Here is a 26,391-nt window from a genome sequence, read left to right on the forward strand (position 1 = left end):
TCTGAATCTCCTGTGGAAAAAGGGAGTCAAATGGACCAATATGCAATTTATTCCTGCAAAACATAAATTTAAAACGTGTTTTACTATGGATAAATATGATGCTTATATGCCCGTTGATCCGGACTTTTTTGATGTGCTGGAGGAACTGAGGGGGCAGCAGGTAAGAATTTTCTGGTTTAATCGCCACAACGAACTGGCAGATACAAAGGGGATTTGCCGTGGTGTATTAAAGGCAGATCAGGGGGAGTTTGTATACACAGGAGTCGACCAACTGGTAAGGCTGGATAATATTATTACGGTTAATGGTAGGCCGGGGCCTGCATTTGATAAGTATGACGCCTATGCCAATGCATGTTTGTCCTGCATGGGCGGTTATGAGTAATACATATGGGAATACAGAAAGTGTGGAAGGATGAAAGCGAAAGGGCCTGTATTGCCTGTGGTATCTGTAAGGCTTATGCACCGGCAGTATTCAGGGTTATTGATAGGATGATCGTTATGCCGGGAGTGGATTATTCCCTGTATGAACATAACATCATGCAGGCATTAGAAAATTGTCCTACCCGGATTATTAGGATCTCGTAAAAAAGAACAGAAAAAGATGGACAAAATGTACGCGAATACACCAAAACCACCATATTATGCAGTTATCTTTACATCGGTAAGAACGGAAGGTGATCTGGGCTACAGTGACATGTCGGATAAGATAGAAGAACTGGTGAAAGAACAACCGGGATTTATTGGTATGGAATCTGCCAGAAATGAAGTAGGAATTACAGTTTGTTACTGGAAAGATATGGAGTCCATCCGGAGATGGGCAAAAAACAGTGTGCACAGGGATGCCAAGCAAAAAGGAAGGGCAATGTGGTATGAGTCATACAAAGTGCGGATCAGTAAAGTGGAACTGGAGTATTAAATAATGTTACGATAAAGGTTTTATTGAACACCTTAAATAAAGTTCTGTTACATTTGTATGTTGCTTGATTTTTAGTGAGATAGAATATAAACGTTTTAAAACTAATTGTTTAACACTTAAAATTTATATTATGTCAATTCAGAAAGTATGGATCGAAGAGGGCTGTACAGCCTGTGCACTCTGCGAAGAAATTTGCCCGGATGTGTTTGAAATGGAAGATGAAGCTGTCGTGAAAGATGGCGCTGATTTTGCTTCCAATGAAGACGATATTAAAGAAGCGGCAGAAAGCTGTCCCGTTGAAGTCATTAAATTTGAGTAGTAAAGCCTCTTCATTTTAATCCTGACTGTTGCTGAAACAGGTAAGTTCAGGAAAAATATGAAGATTGGTATATCGTTTATTTAAACCGTACGTGCTTTTATTTAAACGTATTTTATACTTCAAAGGCATTTCAGCATTGGTGCACAGCGGCATTAAATTTTTATTCCCCGGACAGAGGACAAATCGCTTCTGTTTAGGGGAATTCGTTTTTTTACAGTAAAAGGTTTAAATTACCCTTAAACTGAATCAAATATCCTGCCTTCATGATCATCTGTATTCCGGTGATCTTTTCTTTATTATCCCCACTTTTAGATTATTTTTTATTATCCTGAAGTTTCAAAATATATAGGGAATCCCATATCTGAGGGTCCACTTACCTTTTCTGTAAAAAATCCTGAAACGTAATTCTTTTTCATAAAATCATAACATCTTATGATTGCTGTTTCCTACTGACTTGGTAGTTTTGCATTGGAAATCTATATTTAGAATAAATTAAAATAGCAATGAAAAGGACAGGGCTTTTGATGGCAGTGCTGGTGTGGACCAGCTTAACGTTTGCACAGAAAAACGAGGAAAATCAGTATATTAATTCTGCAGAAAAACTCTTATCAACAGATGGCAGACTCGTGATTGGAGGTTATGGTGAGGTTCATTATAATCAGCCACTGGATGCAGATGTTAAAAACAACGGTAAGCTTGATGTACACCGTTTGGTTATGTTACTGGGTTATAATTTCAGCAGTAAAACACAGTTTGTTTCTGAACTCGAGTTTGAACATGTAGAGGAGGTATATGTGGAACAGGCTTTTTTACAACACCGGCTGAACAACTACATCAATCTGAGAGCGGGACTGATCCTTGTTCCCATGGGGATCACCAATGAATATCACGAACCGACAACCTTTAACGGTGTGGAACGCCCTGTAATTGACAATACCATAGCACCGACCACATGGCGTGAAATAGGATTTGGTATCACCGGAAATATTCTGCAGGCTTCGTTAAAGTATCAGGCCTATCTTATGAATGGCTTTAACGGCTACGATGGTTCGCCACATTTGAACGGTTCAAACGGCTTAAGAAAAGGACGTCAGAAGGGAGCAGAGTCATTTATCAGCTCTCCGGACCTGGCTCTGAAACTTGAATACTATGGCATCAGGGGATTAAATGTGGGCGTCTCAGGTTATATTGGTTCAACCGAGAGTACTCTGTACAATGGCATGGATAAAAACAATGAGGCAGGGCTTGCAAAGGCAGACTCATCAATTGTAGGGATCACAATGCTAGGTGTTGATGCACGGTATTCCTTAAGTGGATTTGAATTCCGGGGGCAGTTTTATTACACCGGTTTAACCAATACGGCTCAGTATAACGCCTTTACTGCAGATTCAAACGGAAACCCTAATGATTTAGGACGTGCCATGACCGGCTGGTATGTCGAAGCAGGGTATAATGTATTCCGGTTATGTAATACTGAAAATGAACTGGTTCCATTTATTCGCTATGAATATCTGAACACACACCAACAGGTTGAATCATCCATCATGGCGAATCCTGCTTATGAGAAGAATATTATTACCACCGGATTGACACTGGGGCTGACAAAAGGAGCTGTGGTTAAGGCTGATATGCAGTTTGTGAAAAACGGAAGTGATAATGCTTACAGTAAGGTTTTCAGTGCCGGAATAGGTGTGATGTTTTAAAACTGAACATGGGGATCAGGATTATTATAATCGGAATAGTATTTGCAGCTTCAGTTTTTGGAGTGCCTGCGCAAAATACTGTTGATTTTAAGCATAAAAGCCTGCAGAAGGCACTTCAAAAATATGAAGTACCTTCTGTTGAACACCTTAGGGAAATTACCTTATCTGACTCCTTAATCAAAACGCATGCGGTTAATGGTAAGTTTTTCCGGATAGTGGATGATCCTGAGGCGACCATCCTTTTTGTGTATGTTGGACGCGTGTTAAGCTGCAGGGCAGGAGGATGTTCCATCAACGGCAATAAAAATCATGACGGTGATTCAGAATATTTTGACTATTTCATGTTTTTTGATCCGGATAAAACCGTCCGCTTGGTGAAAGTATTTAATTATCAGGCTACACACGGTCAGGAAGTTACTGCCCGTGGATGGCTGAGGCAGTTTGCCGGATTTGATGGTACAGATAACCTTGATGTGGGAAAAAATATCGATGCCATTTCCGGTGCTACAATTTCAGTGAATGCTCTAACATTTGATGTTCAGGAAAAGACAGGTATCTTACAGCGAATGAAATGGTAATTCTATTCCTCTCAGGGGTTTCCTAAACCTGAAATCATAGGGAACTATTCTTATTATTTGAAACAAAGACGTTTACTCTATTTTTGAAGATTACCATTCAAGCCTTAGATTTGTAGATGTATTCTTAGGGAATCTGATTTAGTACAAAGAATCGATCTGTAGTCAAAATCCGCTTCGGTACAAACACATTAATTGATCTTACATTTTAGATCTGCATCATTTTTGCATTATTCCTTATAACTACATATCTTAGAACACATATTTGTATGAATTAAGTTTTCTAATAAAACATTGCTTTCAGAATGTAACCTGCAATAAAGTATATGTTTTAATAGTTAGTTGGGAAATAAATAAATCTGATTATGAATAAACTGAAAATGGGAATAAATAAAAATATTTCTGCGGGGACATTCAGTGCTGTTAATTCTGTTAATGAAGACTCAATCAGACTAGTAAACATGATAAGTTTACTCACAATCTCTATCCTGTTAATCGCGGCTGTATTGGATCTTATATATTCGTCGTTCAATATAATCTATGACATTCTATGTGTCATAATTTTTACAGTTCCTGTTGTTTTAAATTATTTTGGAAAACAAACAGCATCCAAAATTCTGCTTCTGCTTATCTTTTTTTCCACCATTTACCTTGGTACATTTTACATGAAATTCGGAGAAATATTTCATGTTACCATTATTATTCCCATTTCGTTAGTTTTCATATTTTTCAATAATATAAGAGGTTGGAAATTATATTCCCTGCTTGTGATCACCATAACATATATTATTGTGACCTTGACTCAGGTGTTTGGCCAAAGTTCTGGTGTGACAGTTAATCAGTATATTGATTGGGGACTGTTTGTATTAACCATTGCCATATTCATATATTCTCATATCTTTTTTTCAAGGCAGGTTGCTTTGTCAAGAGGGAAATTAAAGCAGCAACTGCAATTTGAAAAAGCCATATCAGAGTTTTCACAGCTTATTCTGAGTAACGGATCAGATAGTCTGAAAAGAGGTCTTGAACTAATATTGAATACATCTAAAACGTCACGAATTTTTATTTATGAATATGACAGTGAATTTAAATATATAGGCAAAACACAGGAAGTATGTGCACCCGGAGTAAAGCAGGAAATAGATAATCCGGTTTTGCAGCATGTAGAGTTGCATGAAATCGGTTTCAGCAGGTGGGTTGAACACTTTGAACAAAGGAGGCCCATTTCAGGAAATCTATCTGATTTTCCTGTCGTGGAAAAAAAGTTCTTAGAAAAGTTCGATATTAAGTCGATCCTTGCAATTCCTATATATTCCAATCATAAGTGGATTGGTTATATAGGATTCTCTGACATCTATAAATACCGGGTTTGGGATGATATTCATATTCATTTATTAACTGCAGTTGCCAATATGGTAGGGATGCATATAAAAAAGCTTCGTGACGGTGAAAAAATAAAACAACAGAACGAAGAATTGCTTACTCTTAATGCCACAAAAGATAAGTTCTTTTCAATTGTTGCGCATGATTTAAGGAATCCCTATAACTCACTGATTGGTTTTAGTACTTTGTTGGAGGAGGAACTTGAAGGTGTTGAAAATATTACGGTTAAGAATTACTCCGCATTGATAAATAAGGGACTTTTGGGCGCATATAGCTATTTGAATAATCTCCTGGAATGGTCCAGATTACAAACTAAAAGAACAACGTATCTCCCATCAACTTTTCAATTAAATAATTTGATCGACGAAACTATAGGGATCCTCAATCTTCAGGCACAAAGCAAAGCGATTACGATTAATACTTCTTTCGAAAATGAGATGGTTATAACGGCTGATAAGAATATGATCAAAACTGTAGTTTTGAACCTTATAACCAATGCGATAAAGTACAGTTATAAAGGCGAACATATTAACGTATCCTGTTTTTACGATGATGGCTGTGCCTGCATTTCAATAGAAGATAACGGAATTGGAATTACAAAGGATCGTTGTGATAAACTTTTCAGCATAAATGAATCGGTTAGTACACGGGGTACAATGGATGAGTCAGGAACAGGTTTGGGTTTAATACTTTGTAAGGAATTTATAGATTTACACAAGGGACATATTACTCTCAGCAGCGAAATAAAAAAGGGCAGCACTTTTCAAATAAACATACCTGTTTAGTATTGCATAAGAATGTACATATAAATCCTCCATCCCGATGAATTGGGACACCTCCTTTCAGGAAAGAAGGACAGTTCATAGCACATTTGAAAGCCATAACAAGGGATTTCGTGTGCTATACAAAAATCTTGGCTCTTATGTCTTGATTCTTGCATCTATAAAATCCTTGAATTATTCCTCTGAATTCCTTACATTTAAGCTGCCAAAATTGAAACAATTATCTCTATCGCAAAATTATTCACCATGGAAAATTTACAACAATTACATGATTCATTTCCCTGGCTTTTACCGGTTCTCATCGTTGTTATGCTGTGGGAAGCAGTATGGAAAGTAATCGCATTATGGAAATCGGCCCGTAATAATCAACTGGCCTGGTTTATCTGCATTGCCGTTTTTAATACCGCAGGTATTTTACCCATAGTATATATCTTAATGCAAAGAGGAAAGGCAAGAACCTAACAGGAAAATTCGCTTTTGTGTAAGTCATTACAGCAGTGTTATAAACAGTTTATAATGGTGTGGAAGCGTATTTGAATATGAAGGATACTGGTTAATTTAATACCAGAATAAAATGACTTCAGAATCTGACGTTGATGTTAAAAGCAGATATAAGATAAGCAATTATCTAACGTATAATGCTAAAGTACTGGATACATATGATAACAGTATCTGGATTCCAATTTTTAAACTTAAAGAGATAGATCAAAGCGTTGTTCTGGAATTGAAAGACGAGATAGATAAGATTCACATTTTAGACATTGGATGTGCTACCGGCAGACTTCTGGAAACGCTTTCTCTTGCAGGTGCTAAAAACTTATATGGTACTGATATTGCCCCCAATATTTTAAAGAAAGTTGAAGATAAAGCGAAAAAACAAAATATACACATTGACCTTAAAGTTGCTGATGCCGAAGTTAATATACCCTGGTCTGACAATATGTTTGACGTGGTTGCACTGACAGGCGTCTACCATCATTTCATTCAGCCGGAAAGAGCATTACGCGAAATATACCGGGTTCTAAAAAGGAATGGACGAGTTATTGTTATTGAACCACGATTTCCGGTTATAATTCGTCAGATACTTAATTTATACCTTAAATTTTTTATGCACGAAGGAGATCACAGGTTTTTTTCTCCTCGTATAATAACTAAGGTTTCGCAATCTGTAGATTTCAAAGTCGGGTCAAAACCTAATAATATAGCAAGGTTTATGGTAAAAATGGTGTATCTAAAATGAGCAGTAGAAAGAATTAAAAGGCATATCGGAATTTGAACTTTGAAATTGAAAAATTAACGGTATCACAGATAAAAGTTAAACAGAATCGGGTACATTGCGATTTCCAATTATGATGGATTAAAACAAACAGAATCCTTAAGATGGCAAAGATAAGAATACAGGATATAAGTAGCGGTAATATTGTGATATGCAGGGAACTCTGTAATGAGTTGATGGCTTATCAGGCAGAGAAATCTCATTTCAGAACGGATGTGTTGCAGGAAATGACATTTGACAACAGACTAAAGCCAAGTTTCGAAAGTGCTCAAATGAAGAAGGTATTGGTAGCTTTTGATGGTGATACTCCGGTTGGCTATGTATATGCAGAGGTATCAGATGTGACAGAAGATTTGAAATATTACGTTCCTGACTGGGCCAACACTATTTATGAAAAAGGACAACTTATATTTTATCCTGACGAACAGAAACTGCCTTCCAGGCTGGGAACATTTAATAATATCTATATTAAACCGGAATATCATGGATTAAAGCTTGGTTATCAACTAAGCAATGAGGTGATAGAATGGATGAAAAGCATGGAAGGAATAACAGGTATATATGTTTATGTATCCAATGGAAATGAGGAGGTCGTGGATTTTTATAAGCGGTTCGGATTTGAATTCAGTCATGAAGTATTTGGTGGGTTTATAACAGCCTATTTTAAAAAAGTATAAACTAATATACCGTAACAAATCTCATATCGGCTACAATTTGAAGCATTAAAATACATCAATGAAGACTGGAAACAATGAAAGGAATAAAATATACATTTTCAGCTGAACCATGGCAATATAAAGGCAAGGGCAGTTGGTACTTCGTGACACTACCTCTGCCAGTATCTGAAGAGATCAGAACCACATTCAAATCAGAAGAGGAAGGCTGGGGCAGACTAAAAGCAACAGCAAGAGTAGGGAAAAGCGAGTGGAAAACCGCCATATGGTTTGACACCAAAACAAATGCATATTCCTTACCGTTAAAAGCAGAGATAAGGGCCGCTGAGAACCTTTCGGCAGGTAAACGTGTGGATGTCATTATCTGGATTTAACCAAACCATTTATACATAACGTAATGAATTCTGCCAACATGTTTAATGAAGGGGTTTCGAGCGGCATATTTAAATATTTTGACAGACTATTTTAAAATCAGGGTATTACCATCTTTAGTTACTGTGTATTGTTTTAGTGCCTGTGTAGCAGGACCATTTAATACTTCGCCTGAAGTTGAATAGATTGACCCGTGGCAGGGACAGGGTATTGTCCCCGATGAATGGTTATAGCTGACGGTGCATTGCTGATGCGTACATAGCTTTGAAAGCGCCATATAGGTGTCCGTTCCTGTTCTGAAAATAATGATATTATCCTTATAGGCAAAACCTCCCACCGTTGACAGTTCAGAGTATGCAGCATCATTTAAGTCAATGACAATGTCATTCGAAGTATGGTTGTCAACCATGCCGTTATCTTCGGTACAAGCATTAAAAAGCAGTGGTGAGGCAAAGAGCACGCTGCCGCCAATGGTCAGTTTTTTTATAAATTCTTTTCGTTCCATATCAGTAATATTTTAATGTAAATTCTCGAATTAAATTAAACCCAAAGTAGATGTTACCGCTGGTCCATGAACCGGTCTTGCTGGAGTAAAATCCCTGGTTCAACATGGTTTGGTTGTTGGAAAAAATCAGTTGAAATAAATGCCCCCCAGTTGTAATATCAATGCCCAATGAAAGTGTATTATCCCCCGGAACCTGTTTGTTAAAGGCGTGCAGGTATTCCAGATTAAGAGAGACTTTTCTTACAATTTTTACTGATCCTGTAATTCCTGTAATAAAGAATGATAAGTCCTTATTCAGACCCGCAATGGTTCCGGTTTTAATGAATCCGGGGGACACCTGAAATCCAAAATTGCCAGTTTCTTTTGCGAGCAAAAGTTGCACATTTCCTGAGACCTTATCTGAAAATGAATTCATTGGCTCAGGGAAAAAATTTCTGATTGTAGGGACTGAACCCCCGGCGGAAATAACGGCTGTAAAAGGGAACCCGGACGTTTGACGCACCAGTCTTAGTTTTGCGAAAGCATCGTAGGTTTTCAACCATGTACTTCTGCCTATGCCCGCATTGAAGAATGATCCAAAACCATACTCAAATCCCAGTCGCATTGTTGCCTGATCAAGACCGAATAACTCATAATAACCACCACTCACATCTCCGAAACGGTGCTGGACCAGGAGCAACAGTTCACCTTTATCTGCAAGATTGACAGACTGGTCATTAACAATCCTGGTTCCCTTAAAAACGTATTCAACAGGTTCTGCATCCTGTGCTGTTGCACCAGGAGAGAACGCAATTGTGCAAATTAAACCCAAAAGTATTATGGTAAATGATCTGTACATAGTTAGTTTTTTATGAATTTGAGAAGCATTCTGTCTTTATTATTCTGAAGTTCAACGAAATAAACTCCCGCTTTCAGTTCATTCACTTTTATATCCATTACATTATTATAGGTTGAAATATGAACCTTCTGTTGCTTGCCTGAAATATCATAGATGGAATGGTATTCATAGCCGGAATCATTCAACTGCAAGGTTAAAGCAGAAGAAACGGGATTGGGATATAGTGTTGGTGATTCACTGAGTGGAGCTATTATTGGTGTCACTGCCGATATATCTGTAAAGTTTGTATTATGTGTAAATGATAGTGTTGTATCTCTGCTGATACTGTTTAGTAATATTTGCCAGGAATGGTCAACAGGAGGCGCATCGTAAGTTCCGTTTCCGTTATGGTCTGCATAAAAATCAAGATTATAGGAACCAGCTGGAACTATGTTATAAGATTCAATGGAAAAATCAGGATTGATGATTTCTGATATCATCTTGTAATCGATGACTGATCCATTGGCAGCATCAACAAGGTAAAACGTTAATTTCTGTCCCAGATGCGGATTCATATTCATAAAATTCAAAGTCAGTTTATATTTCCAGCTTATATCAGTGAAATTCGTGTTATGAACGAAATCAAGTATTACATCGTCTGAAACGTTATTGACCTCCATTCTCCAGGCGTGATCCGTTGGAGGCGTATCGTAAATGCCGTTTTCGTTAAAGTCAGCAAAGAAGTCCACATGATATGAATGTCCTTTTTCAAGGCCCGAAAGCTGGACAGAAAAGGAGGCATCTATATCTTCTGTTTTTCGTTCAACTTCTTTTCCTGTCTCAGAATCAACTAATGAAAGATACAAGGTTTGACCGACGTGAGGATTCATGGATGAGAAGTTGATAGTTAAAGCATACCTCTGGTTGTTTTCTGAAGCTTCAACTGTGATTTTCCCTTTCATACCCAGACCGACATGCGGGTCACAATGGTAATTGTATATACCTTGAGTATTGAATACATGTGAATAAACCCATCCGCTGCCCTGGCTGTTGCCAAATGATTCAGGGTTATCGGGATAGGTTGATTGTAATCCATCTACATTATGCCATCCTTCTATATTTCTCCATTCGATCGTATCACCCTCGTTAATGGTTAATTCAGAAGGTGTGAAAACATTTATGGAAGCCTCTACGATGTGTTTTTTTTGAGCAAGACTAACGGATCCGTTGATTACAAAGAACAAAGTAATAAAGCTGGTAAGTTTACGAAGTGTAAATGTAGTTTTCATAAGCATTAATTTTATAAGAGTTACGAATGATATTAGACTAAAAGGGTAAGTAACATTAACCCTCGTGTTTTCACACATGTACTTATTTCAAATGAAGTACACGGAACAGATACTTGTGAGGGATGTGAGGAGGAAAATTGCAGTAAGGATAATTAGCATAATACATGTGATTCAGCTAACAATGCATTTAAAGAACAATGCATAAGAGAAATCAAAACCTAATACCTTTACTATACAATCGGAGATATCCATATTTTGCATTCAATTATTTAAATTGATTCTAAACAAAAATATGGAGATGAAATAAGAAAGTCAGTGACTACAGTCACACATGCATAACTTTTATTAATCCGGAATTCTGTTGAACCTTGTTTTCATATTCCAGTTTTTTAAGAATCCTTGTAACAACCTCTCTGGCTGTACCGAGATCATTGGCAATTTGTTTGTGGGAAATACGGATAGGATTTTGATTCTTAACTTTGATTTTTGATTTTAGGTAATTTAAAAGACGAACATCCATTTTATTGAACAGTATATGATTAATCATCTCAATTAATTCGCTGTATCTTGCATTATAATGTTTAAAAAACAGCACATTCATTTCCGGATATTCTTTTAACCATTTAAATACTTTGTCAACCGGCATCAAAACTACCGATGAATCTTCTTCCGTTGAAGCAAAAACTCTGCTGGGAGAATTATCCAGACTGGCGTTAAAAGTCATAATACAACTTTCGTCGGGTTGTATATAGTAAAGCAATAATTCTTTATCTTCATTTTTAATAAAAACTTTAACCAGACCTTTAATCACAATAGGAATATTTTTAATATACTGGCCCTCGTACATGACCTCTGTATTTCTGGGAACATCGATGGTTGTTGAATTTGCTTTGATGAGCTCAATAAGTTCAGCAGAAAGCGGAAGATGATCGATAGAAGCTGACATAGTATTATCGATTTGGTTAATACTTCAGTTGTTACAAATTTCCTTAAACTTTATTATATAATAAATATTTATAAGCTTTTGTTTACTGAATTCAAATAAAATGGATGCTGTTTGTATAAGTGACCGTAAGCTTTAATTCATTAAAATTTATAACTTTGAAAATTGCAAAACCTCTAAAACTCTTAAAATGACTCCAGAAAAACCTCAACTCCGCGATCCGCAGATAGAACCAACCGATGACGTATTAGAACAAGTGTTAGGCGAAAATGTATATCCCGTTTTTTCAGAATTAAGACAAATTGCAGTCAACGAATATGAATTGGAATTCCAGTGGCGGTATTACAAGGATGGTGGTGCCTGGTTGTGTAAAGTGGTGCATAAAAAGAAGACCATATTCTGGTTATCGGTTTGGAATAAATATTTTAGGGTGGCCTTTTATTTTACAGAAAAGACCAGACCTGGTGTTACTGAACTCAGCATTAATGATGACCTGAAAAAAAGCCTGTATTCCACAAAGACATTTGGAAAACTAATTCCATTGGAATTTCAGATTACCGAATCGCAGCAGTTGGCAGATCTCCTGGAGGTAACGGGATACAAGAAAGGGTTGAAATAAAACAGTCTCTCATATAGGATTCAGATTGACTAATTGATTAAGAATCTGTAGTTTTAGATATGGATTCAAATATGCCTGTTGTGGGAAAAACATTAATTTTTCTGTTTTGGATAATTGTATCTTCAGTTAATGGACAAACCATTCCCTCAGATTATAAGTCCACTATAAAAAGTATCATTAAAAACAGAGATGCTTACTGTGAGTTTTATGCAATGGGAGATTCTGTGACGAAAGACTCCATAGTTGGTTCAGCCAGAAACTATTTAATCTATGAACTGACACAGCATGTGTTTCCGGCCTGGTACGGTACACCGTGGGATTTTTACGGAACGACCCGAACCCCGGGGCAAGGGGCCATTGCCTGTGGGTATTTTGTAACGAATGTATTGTCTGATATTGGATTTATTATCCCGCGTATAAGATGGGCACAGGATCCATCAGAAGTTTTCATCAAAAAACTGGTGGAAAAAGAAAATATTAAAAGGTTTCACAACAGATCTGTAGGGGTGGTTGAATCTTATTTAAAAGAAAAAGGAGAGGGTATTTACCTGGTAGGACTGGACAGGCATGTCGGATTTATTTCTGTTAACGGGGACAAAATACGGTTTGTACATTCCAGTTACTATCAACCCGAAATTGGGGTGATGTCAGAACAACTAAATAGTAAAAATCCTTTGAAATATTCGAAATACAGGGTTATTGGGAAACTGTTTTCTGATGAGATGGTAGTTAACTGGATAACCGGGTATGAATACGGGAAATAGGTTTTATTTAACGAACAATGGCATGCAACCAATAGCATAAATCCGTTATCTTTATGTCGATTTCGAAAATTTTTACCTGTGAGATATTTAAGCAAAACAAAAGCAACTAATACTACATTTCTGAATGCAGCTTTAAAAATTATTCTTATCCCAATAGTTTTGATAAGTTCATTTTTTAGTTGTACTCAGAAAAATCCGGAACCTGAAACAGTAAATTTGACTTATGATTTGGTAACTCTGGATTTTATAAGCACATACATTGGTGAAGATACATGGTATTCAAAAGTGGATACATTGTATTCAGATGCGGTTTGTCTTAAACTAACGATTGAAGAAGAAATCGTTTATGATGGTTATACTCCACTTGAGAAATTTTTTGGATCTCCCGGGGAGAAAATGGTATATGAAGTTAGAGGATACAAAACTGATCATGAAGTTGAAGCGATTAAAATATATACACTTTTTGATTTAAATGGGACTTATCAGGCAAATAGTGAACTGTCAGATTGCATCCTTTTTTCATTTGGAGACCGATATGATCTTTATCATCAGAAAGATGAAGCATTAGCTTTTATAAATGATATACATTTTTATAGTTACACTTCCATAGGAATTGTTTTAAAAATTCATGTTGAAAATTCTTTTGCACAGTTTAGAACAGATGTGTTTTTAGACGATGGAACTATTCTATCCGATACAACAGATCTTATCAACATTATTCCTTCTGAACGATGAGAAAATTACTTTTTCTGATATTATTCATCATCAATATACTGATTTTAAAATCACAAACACCTTTAGTCAGAAATTTCGGGTACTCGGCTTCTATTGGCATTGCCGATTTAAATCTGACTAAATTTGATACACAGCAGGATCTGGATTTTATGAATTATTTGGCTGTATATCCTGATGAATTTGACTGGATAACAGTTAAGCTCGGTATAAAATTTGATGTGGGGGAACATGTTTCCACAGATTTGAAACTATTAATGCTGGATGATTTTTTTGATCTTGGTTATGATGCGGTCATCAAATACGAGCTGAATTCATTCTTTAGACTGGGAATCGGATCGATGCTTATACATCATTATATATCAGGCTTTGAAGATTTTCATTATTATCATGATCCTGAATATATTATGCTGGACAAAAATTATCGGCAATTTGCAGCTAACGACATGGGAATATATCTGAGGCCTGAACTTAACCTTAATGTCATTCCTGGACTTAATCTGGATCTATACTGTAACATTGGTTATTCCACCTTTTTAAAACAGGACGCGGAGTTTTACCTGAAAAGAAAATTATCCAACGAAAAAATACTCTACACCTACGAAACTGAACCGACGTATAATCCCTTTATAAAACCCGGAATTGAGATAAAACTGGATTTGTTTAGCATTAAAAACCAAAAAGTAGGACTGTTTTGCCATTCAGCTTATTCACTCGGACAAAAGCAAATCAACTACACCAGAAGTAAAATGGTTTGGACGTATGAAAATAAAGTGACGGACCGAATCATTTCGCCGAAACATGATTACGCCAGACTTGATGTCGATTTTGGAGTATATGTCCGATAATGATATTTAATAGACCGGCTACAGTTTCACCACCTTTTCCGTCATTCCGTTAACATATACCAGGTAAACGCCGGATGCTAAATCGGCTGAATTTATTCTACTGGTATTTGATGCTGATTTTATAACCTGCCCATTCATATTATAGATGATGACCTTCTCATACGATTTATTCAGAACGATATAATCGCTGACATGATTATTCAAAACGGGAGAATCCGGTTGATTTGCCTGTTTTTCATCTATCCCGGCAGTAATATCAGATGTTACAAGTATGTTGAATACAAAGGTCACCGTAACCTGTGAGCCTCCTGCTGGTGTGTAAACCAGTCCCTGTTTAATAGTAAATTCATCGCCTTCCTTACACAGATTTGGATATTGCCCGATGTTGAAAGTCAGCGTTCCTGAGTTTAGTTCCGAGAAAATATAGCTGCTGTTTCCCCAGTTGGTCACATTTCCGCTTTTGCCGAACCAGTGACCGGGAGCATTGGCCGTAGATGTGTAATTTTTGCTTCCATCCGGGTTAATGGCACAGTATTTAATGGTTGAGCCGAACGCAGCTTTAACATCCGAAAGGTTCAGACAGAAAGCCTTACAGATGGTTCCCATGTTTGGCTGAACCGGTGTACTTGGATACGGATTGGCACTGCCAACAAAGGGGACCATTCTTACATGTTGTGTAATGGTGGCATCATGTGGCACATCTTCTTCTGTAAAATTGAAGGTGCCATACAAATTGGTATTTGCAAATTTTACCTGGTATGGCCATTGCTCATCGTTGGAATTATCATCGTCCCATGGATGACGCCAGTGTTGGGACGGTGCACCGGTCACAACCAGCCATAGCTTTGTGCAGTTTTCCGGACAGAGAACGGTTAAAGTGTCTTTGGGATTATCAAGCGATCCTATATAACTCGGCGATTTCATTGAACTATAGAACCTGCTTCCATCTGCATTCAGGCCAACCAGTCCGTAACGCCATCCTGCATAAGCCTTGTTTTTTACATTCCGGTAACCATCTGAACCTGCTTTGCCTTCAAAGAAAACCGTAACCGGTTCGCCGGCATCGGGTACATTCAGTCGGAAAGTATTGTAGCCGTAGTTTTCCAAACATTCGTCCGAATCGATAATGAGATAGCCATCATCCGAAGAACTCACTGTATTGGACGAACGTGATGTGATATAGTTCTTACCTCTGTCCCGCAGTACCGGAATATCCCAGGTGACAAACCGCGCTGCACGATCGTACATCTCATCGTTAAATTCTGACTGCGATATATTAGTCAGTCGCTTGTAGGCTTCAACCGGATCTTCGGGGTATTGTGATTCCCTCCATAAGTATCCAATAAAATCAAATCCATGAAGATAGGTCCAGTAATCCTGGATGAAATAGTTGGCATAGCGCGGTGACTCATGCAGAATATTTCTGTAGGTATTATTCAGGTATTCACTGAAGCGGTAGTCACTGAATTGTTGATCCGGAAATACTTTGAATGCCTGCCATTGTGCACATTGCTCCCACCAGCAGTTTCCACCGGATCCGTTTGATCCGAACCCATATCTCCATCCGCCGGGGAATCCGTCACAATGTACCTGGTATTGAAAACAATGACCAACTTCGTGCGCTACAGTTACGCCCAAAGCCTGGGCAGCCCAGGCACTCAGATTAAGCAGTCCGATCATATCATCTACACCTGATCCACTGGCAATCCAGTCGGTGGTATAAAACAACAGAATGATCATTTTATACTGATCTGTTTTAGACTGCCCTTCAATAATAAATTTCATGGAATCACGATACATGGCAAAACCCTCTTCAGCAATGGACAGAACAGCATCGGTATTGACTCTGTAATCTGCGTTGGCTACTGTTTTAGGGTTCGATCCATAACCGGCTTCCCAGAATATAATAAAATTCTCTGATTCCACACTTCGTTGGTAGCACCATTGACTGGACGCGTTATTAAGGTCCATATTGCCAAAGGAAGAAGGTTTATAAATTGCTTTCTCCTGAGTCTCGGCGTTTGCGGGAATTATACCCAAAACCAATAAAAACAGTATTAGAATCTTTATGTCTGTGTATCGCATTTCTTCATTTGTTTGCAGCAAACTTAAATTAAATCCGCTTGTGGTACAAGAACAGCAAACATAAGTGCAAAAGATTTGCGAATTTGTGCTATTTATAAGGGCAGTGCTTAAGAATAATTCTTATGGTAAGATAAACTATGTCGCTGTACGCATGTTTATTATGTAATTATTTATGCGTGATCCTAATAATAACCATAAAACGATGAAAACCGGGTATAAGATTCTGATAATTTATTTGTTTGTTACAGGGCTGAGTTCCTGTGAAAAAAATAATCTTCCTGATAATGTGGATTTTCGTCAGGAGATGCGGAATTTCGTGATCCGTATTTCTGATTATGCCCGGAATACTGAGCCGGGTTTTATTGTCATTCCACAGAATGGCCAGGAACTGATCACAAATAATGGTGAGGTTGATGGTGTTTTGGAAACCACATATTTGAACGCCATTAATGCCGTTGGTCGCGAAGACTTATTTTATGGGTATAATAAAGATAACGAAGCTACTCCAACATCTGAAATGCAATATATGCTGGATTATTGTCTGTTATATGATCAGAATGGTGTGGAGGTTTTAGTGACAGATTATTGTTCAACACATATTAAAATGGATGATTCATATGCCAGGAGCAATACTAATGGATTTATCTCTTTTGCCGCAGATAACAGGAAATTGAACGATATTCCGGGTTATCCCAATGAACCGTACAATGTAAACAGTAAAGATGTTGGGTCAGTGACTGATGCTAAAAACTTTTTATACCTTATTAACAGCGGTAAATTTGCCACCAAACAGGATTTTATCGAGGCTGTATCTGCTACAAATTACGATCTTATCATCTTGGATTTATTTCATGAGAATGTGGCTTTTACTGCCCAGGAAACAGCGGAACTGAAACTAAAAAAGAATGGAGGGACTCGTCTCGTAATATGCTACATGAGCATTGGGGAAGCCGAAGATTACAGGTACTACTGGAATAATATGTGGCTTAAAAGTCCACCGGAATGGCTCTACAAAGAAAACCCGGACTGGGAAGGGAACTACAAGGTTTGGTTCTGGGATCCGGAATGGCAGAAAATTATTTTTGGAAGCAATGATGCCTACCTGGATAAGGTTATCGCTGCCGGATTTGATGGTGTTTACCTGGATATTATAGATGCCTTTGAGTACTTTGAAGAAATCAGGTAAAATTTATATTAACCTACTCTTCTTCTTTTATTTTTGTTACGGACCCTGTACAGCCTTCAGTTTCAGGAAGACCGTCAATCCATACCCTTAGCTGCCTAATCCTGTCCTCCGTCAATGATTTTTTGATAGCCGCATAACACATTGGAAACATACTTCCATAATAATGACTTCGTTCATCCATTGGAAATCTGGCTTCCATTTCGGCATCCCTGAATTTTATCCAAAGGCGTTGCGATTTTTTCAGGTTCTCCAGAAATGTTCTATCATTTGCATATTCGATAAATATTTGCTGGTATATGACATTTAGAACACTATCAGCTTCCGCAAAACTATCAAAAGCTTCCTGGTTCATTTCTGCTTGTGTTTGTGATTTAGCAGATTGTGCAAAAGCCAGAAGAAACAACACAATCATAATGCTACTTAAGGTATTCCGAAATAAGTGCATGGGATTAAATAGTTTTAAGGTTTATTTTTAGAAACATGGTTCGAATGATTTACTCTGACATATGTTTTTGAAAATATATCTGCATCTACGATCCATTGTTCAGATGTATTCCCTGGTGCTAATGGTTGCAGCAACATATCACCTATCTTACCGTAAAGAATATTGTTTGCCGAAATTCTTATAGCTCTTTTGGTGGTGAGCCGTTTAGCCGAGACGATGTGTTTGTCCTGAATTGGCCTATATGTGCTAAAGCCTTCGTTATCAGCAGAGGCCGAAATTAACAGGTACTTTTCGGTTATATTATTTTCCGTCATAATCCATTGTTCGCCTTCAGAACCAATACATAAATATTCTCCTTTTTTGCCTGTTAATTCGCTGTTTTCAAGGCTGTTGATGGTGATGGCATTATCAAGCTTCTTAGCTCGGATATTCGCTGTTTTAACATAAGTTTCAGGGGCCTCGGTATACCGCTTGAAATTATCATATTCACTTTTAAGATTAATCATCGTTTTTACAACTTGCGCATGCAACATTTTATCTTTTTCAATTTCATCCTGATTTAAGGTTTTATACGGAACCAGAAGTGGATGTACTTTTAAACGGTCATTTCGTTTGTCTCCGTAAGTCCATCCGGACATTACGCGTTCAGCCATCCACCGACGGTGTTCTGTCTCTGATGAAATCAGTTCATTAGCCTGTCCTTTGCCAATATTTTTTTCAGAAAGATGAAGACTTCTTAATTTTATCGGGTAACTATCAACAAGGTATCTGTTAGCCCATTTATAAGTTTCAGATAAATCATCCCAAAGTTGGTGTTGATGATGCGTAAATGAGTCGGGTTTATTTACCAACGCATTATAAGTTTCGTTTGCTTTTGAGGCCATAATGTCTGTCATATCATCAAAAATGAAGTTTTTATCCTGCATGCCAAAATACCATACATTGGGATGACAGTTCTTGTGAAGATTGTGGTTGTCGTTTTGTCTGATAAGTAAAGGAATCCGTTGCGTAAAAATTTCCAGTGGCAGACTTAATCCAACAGAAAGGGCAAAGTCAGGATCCGAGAAACAAACTGCAATATAAGTCATTGCGTGTAGGTTATTAATGCTGCTATGAAATAAATTGTGTGTGTCTTCTGAGTAAACATCATAATCATAAAACTTTATCTCCAGGTCATCAAGACGGTCCTTTCCTCTGAATTCTGCATTAAAAGCCTGTTCTATCTCACTAGCTTTTTTGTCTATCACAGAAATAACTGTTTTTTCTTTATTCGGGAAATGACATATTCTGGCCGCCTGCGTAATTAATGCCAAACTCATTTTATTATATCCCAGGATATAAAGATCAACGAATAAGTTGCTGTTTTTTGTTATAGGTTCCTGGTCCAGAGGTGGGTAGATCGGTTCATCATTAAAGAACGTGGCAAAGTTGACAAAAAGATGTTTCGACCATTGTTCATAAAAACTGATTGGATAAAAACTCACACAATCATTATAATCCGGATCCACGTTAAAATCCTTAGCTATCCTAAAGGTTTGAGATTCATTGAAGTATACATAAAAAGGAATCTTTCTTGTATCATTTTTTTTGGAACGGATCATTCTTGCAGCTTTATCAAAGCAATCAATGTTTTTTGCATCTGATCCGGTTTCGTTTGTTTCATTCGTAACGATGGCAAGTTTAGCATGTTCAAGACCTAATTTACTTAACTCTTCCTGAGAACTTCTGTCACCACGATATATATATATGTTTTTGAGGATTTTATGATTGATACTTGCCCTGAGTGCAGCTCTTATCGTCGTTGCATCCTGATCTGAGTGAATCACGATTACCTCGTTGGTATGATATCCTTTCCAGTTGTAAATCTGCTGAATTAAGTCAGCCGTCATAGAGTTATAACCGAACAGAATATAATGGTTTTTAAACTTGTACCGGACAAGACCATTCTCAAGTTTTTTAATCCGTTCAAAATACGCATTGGTAATGATTGCAATCATTATTCCGCCACAAAGTATCCATCCCAAAATAGTAACTATAAGTGTAAATAGTTTGTCTTCGCTGTCATTCAGATAGCCAGGATCGATTAACCTGCTAACAATAAACCATACTCTGTCCTTTACAGGTGGAGGTGTATGGGCATTGGATTTGATCGGATCAACCTGTTGCGAGACTAATGAATCTGAAGGAACCGGTGTTATCAGCTTTTCAATATGTGTAACGACTTCGCTGCCCAGAGAAAGCCTGCTACTGAAAAGTAAAAAAACAGAAGCCAGTATTACGATCAAGCCAATCAATGCTGCCAGTTGAACCCAAAACGATTTTAATATGAGTTTATCGAATAATTTTTTCATGATGTTATGATGAGAAGAAAACGGATGATAATGAAAGTTTAATAATTATGTATGTATTCTTTATATTTCAACAATATTTCGTCGTATTTAAAAGCAGGGACTTCATATTTTATATGGTAAAAACCAACCTGTCCGGCTTTGAAGTCATATTCTAAAAATTCATTATTTGACCACAGACAGATTATTATTTTTTTATCTAAATTTTTTTCCTGAGCAGTCACCTTTATTAATTCTTCCCTTGTCATTGTCATATCCCAGCTTCCATAAGCACACAGTATAGAATTTTTCTGAAAGTCCAGTTTGCTGGCTTGGGTTTCAGGAATAATATTAGTTATATAAACAATTTCTTTGTTTTCAATGAGGGTGTTTGTCTCATCATATAGCAATCGTTCCGATATTTGTCCGAATATGTTATATTTTAATTCAGCTCTGGCAAAACTAAGCGTTCCGCAGATAAGGTTATTATTGAGATCCAAACATATCATCTCTTTAATCTTATTCCTGCAGTTATACACATTTTTTATAGTATGAAAACCTTCTGATTTTGAATTGCATGGTTGATCATTAACATCATAAAGGCTGGTTTCAGTTTTATTACCCCGGTCATCATATTTATATCGGATAAAGGCATTCCCATCATCCTGAATCATTAAATTGCCATCTGTATCTAAAGATGATTCTTCTATAAGAAGGCTTTTTTCGTTGTACTTTAATCTTCTTGTTGCATACTTGTATTTGGGAGGAACCGTTAGGCTATTCTTCTCATCATACAATGATTCTTCAATTAGATTACTTCTGCTGTCGTACATTTTTGTGAATTTGGCATAGCCCTCAGCACTATTGCATAAATTATTTTCTTCATCGTAAAATTTTTGTTCTGTTACCCTTTGATAACTATCATAGATACAGGAGAATTTCGAATAGCCTTCTTTAGTCTTACATGGGTTTCCAGTAACATCATAAAATCTAACTTCGGTCATATTATTACGTTCATCATATTCTATCTCCTTTTTTGCGATTCCTTCAGTGTTTAATATTGGTTTGCGATCAATGCCAAAGTATGCTCTTTCAATTACTTTATTTCTTTTGTTATATTTCAGTTTAAAGCCATGTATCCCGCTAACATCAACACTTGGCTGTCCATCAATATCATAATACCATTGTTCTGTCTGGTTGCCGCTTAGATCATAGGAAGATGTTGATGATGAAAAATAATAATCTGCATCTTCGTTGAAGCAGGGCAAAGAATCTGCACCCCAAAAACTAACTTTTACCATGTTACCGTACTCGTCATAAGCAAACTTAATTGCTGAATAATGGTTCTGAAACAATGCGTATTCCCCATCGGGGCCATAATAGGTCACGTCTAATAGTAATCCCTCTGGTGTGTATTTGGATACCTGCCTGGCATAATTATCTTGCCTGTGGTTTACAAGTTTCCCTGTGGTATCATAATATGCAACACTCGTGTTATTCCCATAGATGTCGTATTCATTAATAATTTTTGCAAAACCCAATAAACCGGTACAGCTATTCCCATCCGAATCCAATAGGGTATTCTCGGTTACATTGCCTCTTTTATCGTACTTAAAAATTATTTTTGAATAACCTTCATATTTGTATTGTGTGGGTGATGACTGTTTATCAAAATAAGATTGTTCCAGTAAGTTGCCCTCTTCGTCATATTTTGATTTCATAATAGCATAGCCGTCACTGCAACAAGTCAGGTTATCATTTGTGTCGTAAAATCTCTTTTCTTTTTCATAATCATTTTCGTCGTACGTTATCCTGACTTTAAAATATCCATTATTACCGGTTATTGGTTCTCTTTGTGATCCAAAATAAGTTTGTTCTGTCACCTGTCCATGTTCGTTAAACACAGATTTCATTAACGTATAGCCATCTGAACCAGGATATACCAGTTGGTTATTATGCCAATAAGATGTTTCAATCTCATTATTTTTATTATCATAAACGGACTGTTTGGAAGATACACCTGCCGAATTTGTACAGGGGAGATGATCTTTGTTGAAAAAGGCTTTTTTAACAAGGTTTCCAGTGTCGTCGTATGTATTTTCAACAATCGCAATACTTTCATTTAAATTGTCAATAGTGTTATTCAGATCCTTAAATTCAATATAAGTAGGGTTGTTATCAACATATCTTCTGAAAACAGAAGCGTATCCTGATGAATTAAAACACGGATTTCCATCAACACCAAAAAAATGCTGTTCAATTTGGTTTCCTCTTTTATCGTATTTGGCGGTATAACCAGCATAACCATCTTTAATAAGCCGGAGATGGTCATCAAAACCAAAATACTTCATTTCCGTAATATTGCCGTAGGCATCGTATATAGCCTTATATTTTACATAACCGGCTTTACAAATTACAGGTTTATCACTAATTCCAACACAGCTCTGTTCGGCAATATTCCCATGTTCATCATATGTGAAACGTAGTTTTGCGTACCCATCTTTGTGTAGCATTGCATTATCATCGGCATCGTAATAGGTTTGCTCCGCAATATTTCCGTTGTCATCAAGTTTGTTCTTAAGCTTAACATATCCCTCTTCATTCATAACGCATTTACCGTCTTCATTCAGATTGATTTTTTCTATAAGCCTTCCGGCATCGTCATACTTACAGCCCGGATCATCATTTTCATTACTATGAATTTCTTCTTTGTTTTTATCTGCGTAATTTACTTCAAGAAGTCTACCCGATAGATCATAGTTCGCAGTATATTCGTAAAATCCCTGATTACTTTTGACAGGCTTATTTTCAATATCTGAATAAGTCTGTTTCGTCAAATTACCTCTTTCGTCATATTCTGATATCATTTTATGGTATCCCCTTGAAGCAGTTACCGGATTTTCATTTAGATCATAGTAAGCTTGTTCTGTTTCTAAGTTACTGGTATTAAATTTTGAAATGATTTTAAAACATCCCTCATTTGTTATAACCGGGTTTTTATCTGTATCGTAATGTGTAGTTTGAATATCATTACCCTTAATGTCATAAACATTACGCACAATGGCATAGCCTGTATTGTTTAGCACAAGGTTACCGTCTTCATCGTAATATGCAGTTTCAATTTCATTTCCTCGTTTGTCATAAACGGAGGTGTAACTGGCATAATTACAATCTTTTAAAGCTGTTGGTTTATTGTTGGTATCAAAAAAACTTGTTTTAGTTCTGTTTCCTGCGAGATCGTATTCATATGCTACCCGGTAGATGCCTTCTTTTGAGTAGCAGGGATTACCGGCAGTATCCTCAACAAAATATTCTATGAGGTTGCCCCTGCTGTCATACCGGGCATTGTATATGGCGAATCCTTCTGAAATTAAAACAGGCTTGCTGTCAATGTCGAAATACGATTCCTTAATTATGTTTCCATTTTCATCATATTCTTTTGAAAAGGATGAATAGCCACCATTTAAAAGACACGGTTTATTATTGATCCCGTAAAAGGATATGTTTATAATTTCAAATTTATCGTTATATGTTATTGCCGATTTGGCGTATCCATCTGTACAATAGGTTAAGTTCTCTTCTTTATCAAAAGCTTTTTCAATTTGTAAATTGCCATTTTTGTCATAGAAATGTTCGTATAGAAATATACCCTGATTTATCGTACATTTTTGTTGTTTTTCATCAAATGCATAAATTTTACGTGGATATCCATACTCATCCGAGATGATTTTTTTTATGGCGAAGCCCTCTTTACCAGTACATAATTCATTATTCGTGTTATATAACTGATATTCATTTATGTTGGCTTTTTCATCGTAATGAATAATCATTTTAAAATAAAGATCATCGCAATTAACAGGTTGCATACTATCATTGTATTCACAAAAAGATGAGATATTACCATTCATATCTGCTTCCACAATTTCACAGGCGTAGCCTTTTTCATTTATAGAGAGTTGGTTTTTAAGGTTTACATATTCAACTTTGCAAATATTCCCAAATTTGTCATAATTATATTTTTTCCCTGCAAGTCCCTGACGGTTGGCCAGGGTATCGCCATTAACATCTAAAAAATGTATGCTTATTATTCTTCCCTTTTCATCAAGTGAGAAAGCTTTCCCAAATATACCGTTGGCATCGCATACATTTTCTAATCCGCCATATTTATAATAGACGGAAGTAGCATATCCCTCATCATTTCGCGTTATGGAATAATGGTTTATTTTACTTTTGTTAAGTGTGGAATTTAAAAGATTTTCTCTAATACTTGTCATATTATTGGCTAATACCGCATCTTTCCCCTGGGCGTTTTTTAAATCTACTTCATCAAATTTATTCCCTGCATATTTAAAGCTCATCAAAACTTTATTATTTCGATCGGCAAAGTCAACCTGACTGAGTTGCTTTTTGCTGTTATAAATAATAAATTGTTTGGTTGGCCTGTCAGTATATTCTGAATGGTCGTGTTCTAAAGGGCTTAACGAAGAGTTGCAGTGCATCACTGAGCGCAATAATCCTTTTTCATAAGTAAATTGATAAAACCTGTTTCTAACGGCACGCTCTTTTTTTGATAGTTTGATTACTCCCTCCGGAATACCCCATTTGTCAACATAGTCTACGTAATATTCATATTTTGGGATATAATAATCCCATGATAAATATCCACCTATTCCAAACATAATAAATAAACCGGTAGCTATACTCCGACGAATAATTTTCTTTTTGCGCTCAAGACGATTATGCCGGTTCCATAGTTGGTCAAATTTTAATCCCAGGATAGCGGCTACTATTTTTACGAAAGCTTTATCCCTACCTAACTCTGTAACAGATGCTCCAAGTGTGTCCAAAGAAATGGCCGGAGGAAAACAGTTCCGGTCATCATTATTTTCATCAGGTATTCCATCTACTATAAAAGGGATGACTTTATCACTTCTCCCCATCTTTTTAAAAGCTTCTATTTCATGGTTTACCCATTCAGATTTTGCACTGTTGGGTGAGCAAACCACAATTAGACATTTTGAATCTTCCAGTTCCTCTTTTAAGGATTGGGTAAGACTTCCGACTCCAATATCTGTTTTATCCCGGAATACAGGTCTTATCTGTTTGGGTATATGATTGCCCGTCTCTTTTCTGATGATGCTTGGAAGTTTATAAGTCTCAAGCTTATTCTGTAACCATTTTGCCCATTTCTCATCTTTTCTGCTGTAACTGATAAAGGCGTAATACTGAAAGTTTTGGGGGTTCATGAGATTAATGATTTACTGTTTCAAGTGATCAATATTTCTATATAAATTCGCAATGAAGTTAAAACAAGCCCATCATGCCAATATTCCTACCCACTTATTTAGCCCCGGACATATAGAATTACGTATATGAATTATTACACCGAAAGCTGTAGATAATGAACTGATATAATTGCAAGTATGTGTTAAAGTCTAAGTTTGTTATACAGGCGTCTCTTCAATTATCAATCTAATGTTAAAAACAAACTTTTGATGCATAAAGATAGTTAAAAAACGTAATTCGTATTAAAGTTTTAGATTTTTAGTTAAATAAAAATGCAATTGTTATATTTACTTGTTTCCAGAGTACAATATGTTTTATTCTTTTGTGTATTTAAACTATTGAAAAGTTTACACTTAACGTATGTTTTACCTGAACTGCATCTTATATGTTTTAGGCTAAGAGTCATATGGAATTTAGATTTTGATAATAGTACGACAGACTGTTTTTGAGTATATGATCCTTATGGATTTTCATATTTAAGTTTCAAAACCAATTTGGAGATTATCCGGGAATAATCGCTATGATTTATTCATAATATCCTTTAT

The 26,391-nt window shown here is 36.6% G+C and carries 24 protein-coding genes; 16 read left to right on the forward strand and 8 right to left on the reverse strand.

The window, feature by feature from the left end; genetic code table 11:
* Positions 1-85 precede the first annotated feature (85 nt).
* The 11 genes from ACE1ET_RS05375 (at position 86) to ACE1ET_RS05425 (ending at position 8,002) form a co-directional block, all read left to right on the forward strand.
* Positions 86-382 carry a hypothetical protein gene (locus ACE1ET_RS05375; RefSeq protein WP_375727339.1) on the forward strand — a complete coding sequence of 99 codons (297 nt, stop codon included), beginning with the start codon at positions 86-88 and terminating at the stop codon, positions 380-382.
* Positions 383-387: 5 nt separating this feature from the next.
* Complete coding sequence (locus ACE1ET_RS05380; protein WP_375727340.1) at positions 388-585, forward strand: ferredoxin; 198 nt, start codon at positions 388-390, stop codon at positions 583-585.
* A 16-nt stretch (positions 586-601) separates the two neighbouring features.
* Positions 602-916, forward strand: coding sequence for an antibiotic biosynthesis monooxygenase family protein (locus ACE1ET_RS05385; RefSeq protein ID WP_375727341.1), 315 nt, complete (start codon positions 602-604; stop codon positions 914-916).
* 130 nt (positions 917-1,046) lie between these two features.
* On the forward strand, positions 1,047-1,235 hold the full coding sequence (locus ACE1ET_RS05390; protein WP_375721073.1) for a ferredoxin: 189 nt from the start codon (positions 1,047-1,049) through the stop codon (positions 1,233-1,235).
* Between the two features lie 503 nt (positions 1,236-1,738).
* Positions 1,739-2,938, forward strand: a complete 1,200-nt coding sequence (locus tag ACE1ET_RS05395; protein WP_375727342.1) for a hypothetical protein — start codon at positions 1,739-1,741, stop codon at positions 2,936-2,938.
* An 8-nt stretch (positions 2,939-2,946) separates the two neighbouring features.
* Positions 2,947-3,516 carry an FMN-binding protein gene (locus ACE1ET_RS05400; protein ID WP_375727343.1) on the forward strand — a complete coding sequence of 190 codons (570 nt, stop codon included), beginning with the start codon at positions 2,947-2,949 and terminating at the stop codon, positions 3,514-3,516.
* 362 nt (positions 3,517-3,878) lie between these two features.
* Positions 3,879-5,681 carry a GAF domain-containing sensor histidine kinase gene (locus ACE1ET_RS05405; protein ID WP_375727344.1) on the forward strand — a complete coding sequence of 601 codons (1,803 nt, stop codon included), beginning with the start codon at positions 3,879-3,881 and terminating at the stop codon, positions 5,679-5,681.
* A gap of 243 nt (positions 5,682-5,924) precedes the next feature.
* Positions 5,925-6,140 carry a DUF5652 family protein gene (locus tag ACE1ET_RS05410; RefSeq protein WP_375727345.1) on the forward strand — a complete coding sequence of 72 codons (216 nt, stop codon included), beginning with the start codon at positions 5,925-5,927 and terminating at the stop codon, positions 6,138-6,140.
* Between the two features lie 112 nt (positions 6,141-6,252).
* Positions 6,253-6,918, forward strand: a complete 666-nt coding sequence (locus tag ACE1ET_RS05415) for a class I SAM-dependent methyltransferase (protein WP_375727346.1) — start codon at positions 6,253-6,255, stop codon at positions 6,916-6,918.
* Positions 6,919-7,058: 140 nt separating this feature from the next.
* Positions 7,059-7,631, forward strand: coding sequence for a GNAT family N-acetyltransferase (locus ACE1ET_RS05420; RefSeq protein WP_375727347.1), 573 nt, complete (start codon positions 7,059-7,061; stop codon positions 7,629-7,631).
* Positions 7,632-7,705: 74 nt separating this feature from the next.
* Positions 7,706-8,002: a DUF1905 domain-containing protein gene (locus ACE1ET_RS05425; RefSeq protein WP_375727348.1), complete on the forward strand. Its 297-nt coding sequence runs from the start codon at positions 7,706-7,708 to the stop codon at positions 8,000-8,002.
* A gap of 86 nt (positions 8,003-8,088) precedes the next feature.
* Here the strand turns inward: ACE1ET_RS05425 and ACE1ET_RS05430 are convergent, their stop codons facing one another.
* The 4 genes from ACE1ET_RS05430 to ACE1ET_RS05445 all read right to left on the reverse strand — a co-directional run bounded on the left by ACE1ET_RS05430 (position 8,089) and on the right by ACE1ET_RS05445 (position 11,557).
* Positions 8,089-8,505, reverse strand: coding sequence for a QcrA and Rieske domain-containing protein (locus ACE1ET_RS05430; protein ID WP_375727349.1), 417 nt, complete (start codon positions 8,503-8,505; stop codon positions 8,089-8,091).
* Position 8,506: 1 nt separating this feature from the next.
* Entirely contained in the window at positions 8,507-9,343 is an 837-nt protein-coding gene (locus ACE1ET_RS05435; protein ID WP_375727350.1) for a DUF5777 family beta-barrel protein, read from the reverse strand.
* A 2-nt stretch (positions 9,344-9,345) separates the two neighbouring features.
* Entirely contained in the window at positions 9,346-10,611 is a 1,266-nt protein-coding gene (locus ACE1ET_RS05440; RefSeq protein ID WP_375727351.1) for a plastocyanin/azurin family copper-binding protein, read from the reverse strand.
* A 325-nt stretch (positions 10,612-10,936) separates the two neighbouring features.
* Positions 10,937-11,557, reverse strand: a complete 621-nt coding sequence (locus ACE1ET_RS05445) for a Crp/Fnr family transcriptional regulator (protein ID WP_375721061.1) — start codon at positions 11,555-11,557, stop codon at positions 10,937-10,939.
* A gap of 187 nt (positions 11,558-11,744) precedes the next feature.
* On the opposite strand from ACE1ET_RS05445, the gene ACE1ET_RS05450 reads away from it, so the two are divergent.
* The 4 genes from ACE1ET_RS05450 to ACE1ET_RS05465 all read left to right on the forward strand — a co-directional run bounded on the left by ACE1ET_RS05450 (position 11,745) and on the right by ACE1ET_RS05465 (position 14,517).
* On the forward strand, positions 11,745-12,173 hold the full coding sequence (locus ACE1ET_RS05450; protein WP_375727352.1) for a DUF3788 family protein: 429 nt from the start codon (positions 11,745-11,747) through the stop codon (positions 12,171-12,173).
* 80 nt (positions 12,174-12,253) lie between these two features.
* Positions 12,254-12,937 carry a hypothetical protein gene (locus tag ACE1ET_RS05455; RefSeq protein ID WP_375727353.1) on the forward strand — a complete coding sequence of 228 codons (684 nt, stop codon included), beginning with the start codon at positions 12,254-12,256 and terminating at the stop codon, positions 12,935-12,937.
* Positions 12,938-13,015: 78 nt separating this feature from the next.
* The gene (locus ACE1ET_RS05460; RefSeq protein WP_375727354.1) at positions 13,016-13,672 is read left to right on the forward strand and encodes a hypothetical protein; all 657 of its coding nucleotides are present in this window, start codon (positions 13,016-13,018) and stop codon (positions 13,670-13,672) included.
* Positions 13,669-14,517: a hypothetical protein gene (locus ACE1ET_RS05465; protein WP_375727355.1), complete on the forward strand. Its 849-nt coding sequence runs from the start codon at positions 13,669-13,671 to the stop codon at positions 14,515-14,517. The genes ACE1ET_RS05460 and ACE1ET_RS05465 overlap by 4 nt, the downstream gene beginning before the upstream one ends.
* An 18-nt stretch (positions 14,518-14,535) precedes the next feature.
* On the opposite strand, the gene ACE1ET_RS05470 is transcribed toward ACE1ET_RS05465, so the two are convergent.
* Positions 14,536-16,602, reverse strand: coding sequence for a DUF6055 domain-containing protein (locus tag ACE1ET_RS05470; RefSeq protein ID WP_375727356.1), 2,067 nt, complete (start codon positions 16,600-16,602; stop codon positions 14,536-14,538).
* A 202-nt stretch (positions 16,603-16,804) separates the two neighbouring features.
* Between ACE1ET_RS05470 and ACE1ET_RS05475 the strand changes: the two genes are divergently transcribed.
* Positions 16,805-17,788 carry an endo alpha-1,4 polygalactosaminidase gene (locus tag ACE1ET_RS05475; protein ID WP_375727357.1) on the forward strand — a complete coding sequence of 328 codons (984 nt, stop codon included), beginning with the start codon at positions 16,805-16,807 and terminating at the stop codon, positions 17,786-17,788.
* Positions 17,789-17,801: 13 nt separating this feature from the next.
* Here ACE1ET_RS05475 and ACE1ET_RS05480 read toward each other — a convergent pair whose 3' ends face one another.
* The 3 genes from ACE1ET_RS05480 to ACE1ET_RS05490 are packed head-to-tail and all read right to left on the reverse strand — an operon-like array spanning position 17,802 to position 25,806.
* Positions 17,802-18,233, reverse strand: coding sequence for a lysozyme inhibitor LprI family protein (locus ACE1ET_RS05480; protein WP_375727358.1), 432 nt, complete (start codon positions 18,231-18,233; stop codon positions 17,802-17,804).
* Positions 18,234-18,247: 14 nt separating this feature from the next.
* Positions 18,248-20,584 (reverse strand): RyR domain-containing protein, encoded by a 2,337-nt coding sequence (locus ACE1ET_RS05485; protein WP_375727359.1) that lies wholly within the window; start codon positions 20,582-20,584, stop codon positions 18,248-18,250.
* Between the two features lie 38 nt (positions 20,585-20,622).
* On the reverse strand, positions 20,623-25,806 hold the full coding sequence (locus ACE1ET_RS05490) for a TIR domain-containing protein (RefSeq protein ID WP_375727360.1): 5,184 nt from the start codon (positions 25,804-25,806) through the stop codon (positions 20,623-20,625).
* Positions 25,807-26,391: the final 585 nt, after the last annotated feature.

Source organism: Quyinboa mangrovi, assembly GCF_042219825.1.
Classification (GTDB): domain Bacteria; phylum Bacteroidota; class Bacteroidia; order Bacteroidales; family UBA5342; genus JBHJHP01.

Bases quoted from the DNA above. Each gene is read 5' to 3' on its own strand.
- ACE1ET_RS05375 (WP_375727339.1), top strand. From the start codon at position 86: ATGGATAAATATGATGCTTATATGCCCGTTGATCCGGACTTTTTTGAT.
- ACE1ET_RS05390 (WP_375721073.1), top strand. From the start codon at position 1,047: ATGTCAATTCAGAAAGTATGGATCGAAGAGGGCTGTACAGCCTGTGCA.
- ACE1ET_RS05425 (WP_375727348.1), top strand. From the start codon at position 7,706: ATGAAAGGAATAAAATATACATTTTCAGCTGAACCATGGCAATATAAA.
- ACE1ET_RS05405 (WP_375727344.1), top strand. From the start codon at position 3,879: ATGAATAAACTGAAAATGGGAATAAATAAAAATATTTCTGCGGGGACA.
- ACE1ET_RS05465 (WP_375727355.1), top strand. From the start codon at position 13,669: ATGAGAAAATTACTTTTTCTGATATTATTCATCATCAATATACTGATT.
- ACE1ET_RS05450 (WP_375727352.1), top strand. From the start codon at position 11,745: ATGACTCCAGAAAAACCTCAACTCCGCGATCCGCAGATAGAACCAACC.
- ACE1ET_RS05420 (WP_375727347.1), top strand. From the start codon at position 7,059: ATGGCAAAGATAAGAATACAGGATATAAGTAGCGGTAATATTGTGATA.
- ACE1ET_RS05400 (WP_375727343.1), top strand. From the start codon at position 2,947: ATGGGGATCAGGATTATTATAATCGGAATAGTATTTGCAGCTTCAGTT.
- ACE1ET_RS05470 (WP_375727356.1), bottom strand. From the start codon at position 16,602: ATGCGATACACAGACATAAAGATTCTAATACTGTTTTTATTGGTTTTG.
- ACE1ET_RS05440 (WP_375727351.1), bottom strand. From the start codon at position 10,611: ATGAAAACTACATTTACACTTCGTAAACTTACCAGCTTTATTACTTTG.
- ACE1ET_RS05490 (WP_375727360.1), bottom strand. From the start codon at position 25,806: ATGAACCCCCAAAACTTTCAGTATTACGCCTTTATCAGTTACAGCAGA.
- ACE1ET_RS05430 (WP_375727349.1), bottom strand. From the start codon at position 8,505: ATGGAACGAAAAGAATTTATAAAAAAACTGACCATTGGCGGCAGCGTG.
- ACE1ET_RS05435 (WP_375727350.1), bottom strand. From the start codon at position 9,343: ATGTACAGATCATTTACCATAATACTTTTGGGTTTAATTTGCACAATT.
- ACE1ET_RS05485 (WP_375727359.1), bottom strand. From the start codon at position 20,584: ATGAAAAAATTATTCGATAAACTCATATTAAAATCGTTTTGGGTTCAA.
- ACE1ET_RS05415 (WP_375727346.1), top strand. From the start codon at position 6,253: ATGACTTCAGAATCTGACGTTGATGTTAAAAGCAGATATAAGATAAGC.
- ACE1ET_RS05475 (WP_375727357.1), top strand. From the start codon at position 16,805: ATGAAAACCGGGTATAAGATTCTGATAATTTATTTGTTTGTTACAGGG.
- ACE1ET_RS05480 (WP_375727358.1), bottom strand. From the start codon at position 18,233: ATGCACTTATTTCGGAATACCTTAAGTAGCATTATGATTGTGTTGTTT.
- ACE1ET_RS05385 (WP_375727341.1), top strand. From the start codon at position 602: ATGGACAAAATGTACGCGAATACACCAAAACCACCATATTATGCAGTT.
- ACE1ET_RS05380 (WP_375727340.1), top strand. From the start codon at position 388: ATGGGAATACAGAAAGTGTGGAAGGATGAAAGCGAAAGGGCCTGTATT.
- ACE1ET_RS05410 (WP_375727345.1), top strand. From the start codon at position 5,925: ATGGAAAATTTACAACAATTACATGATTCATTTCCCTGGCTTTTACCG.
- ACE1ET_RS05445 (WP_375721061.1), bottom strand. From the start codon at position 11,557: ATGTCAGCTTCTATCGATCATCTTCCGCTTTCTGCTGAACTTATTGAG.
- ACE1ET_RS05395 (WP_375727342.1), top strand. From the start codon at position 1,739: ATGAAAAGGACAGGGCTTTTGATGGCAGTGCTGGTGTGGACCAGCTTA.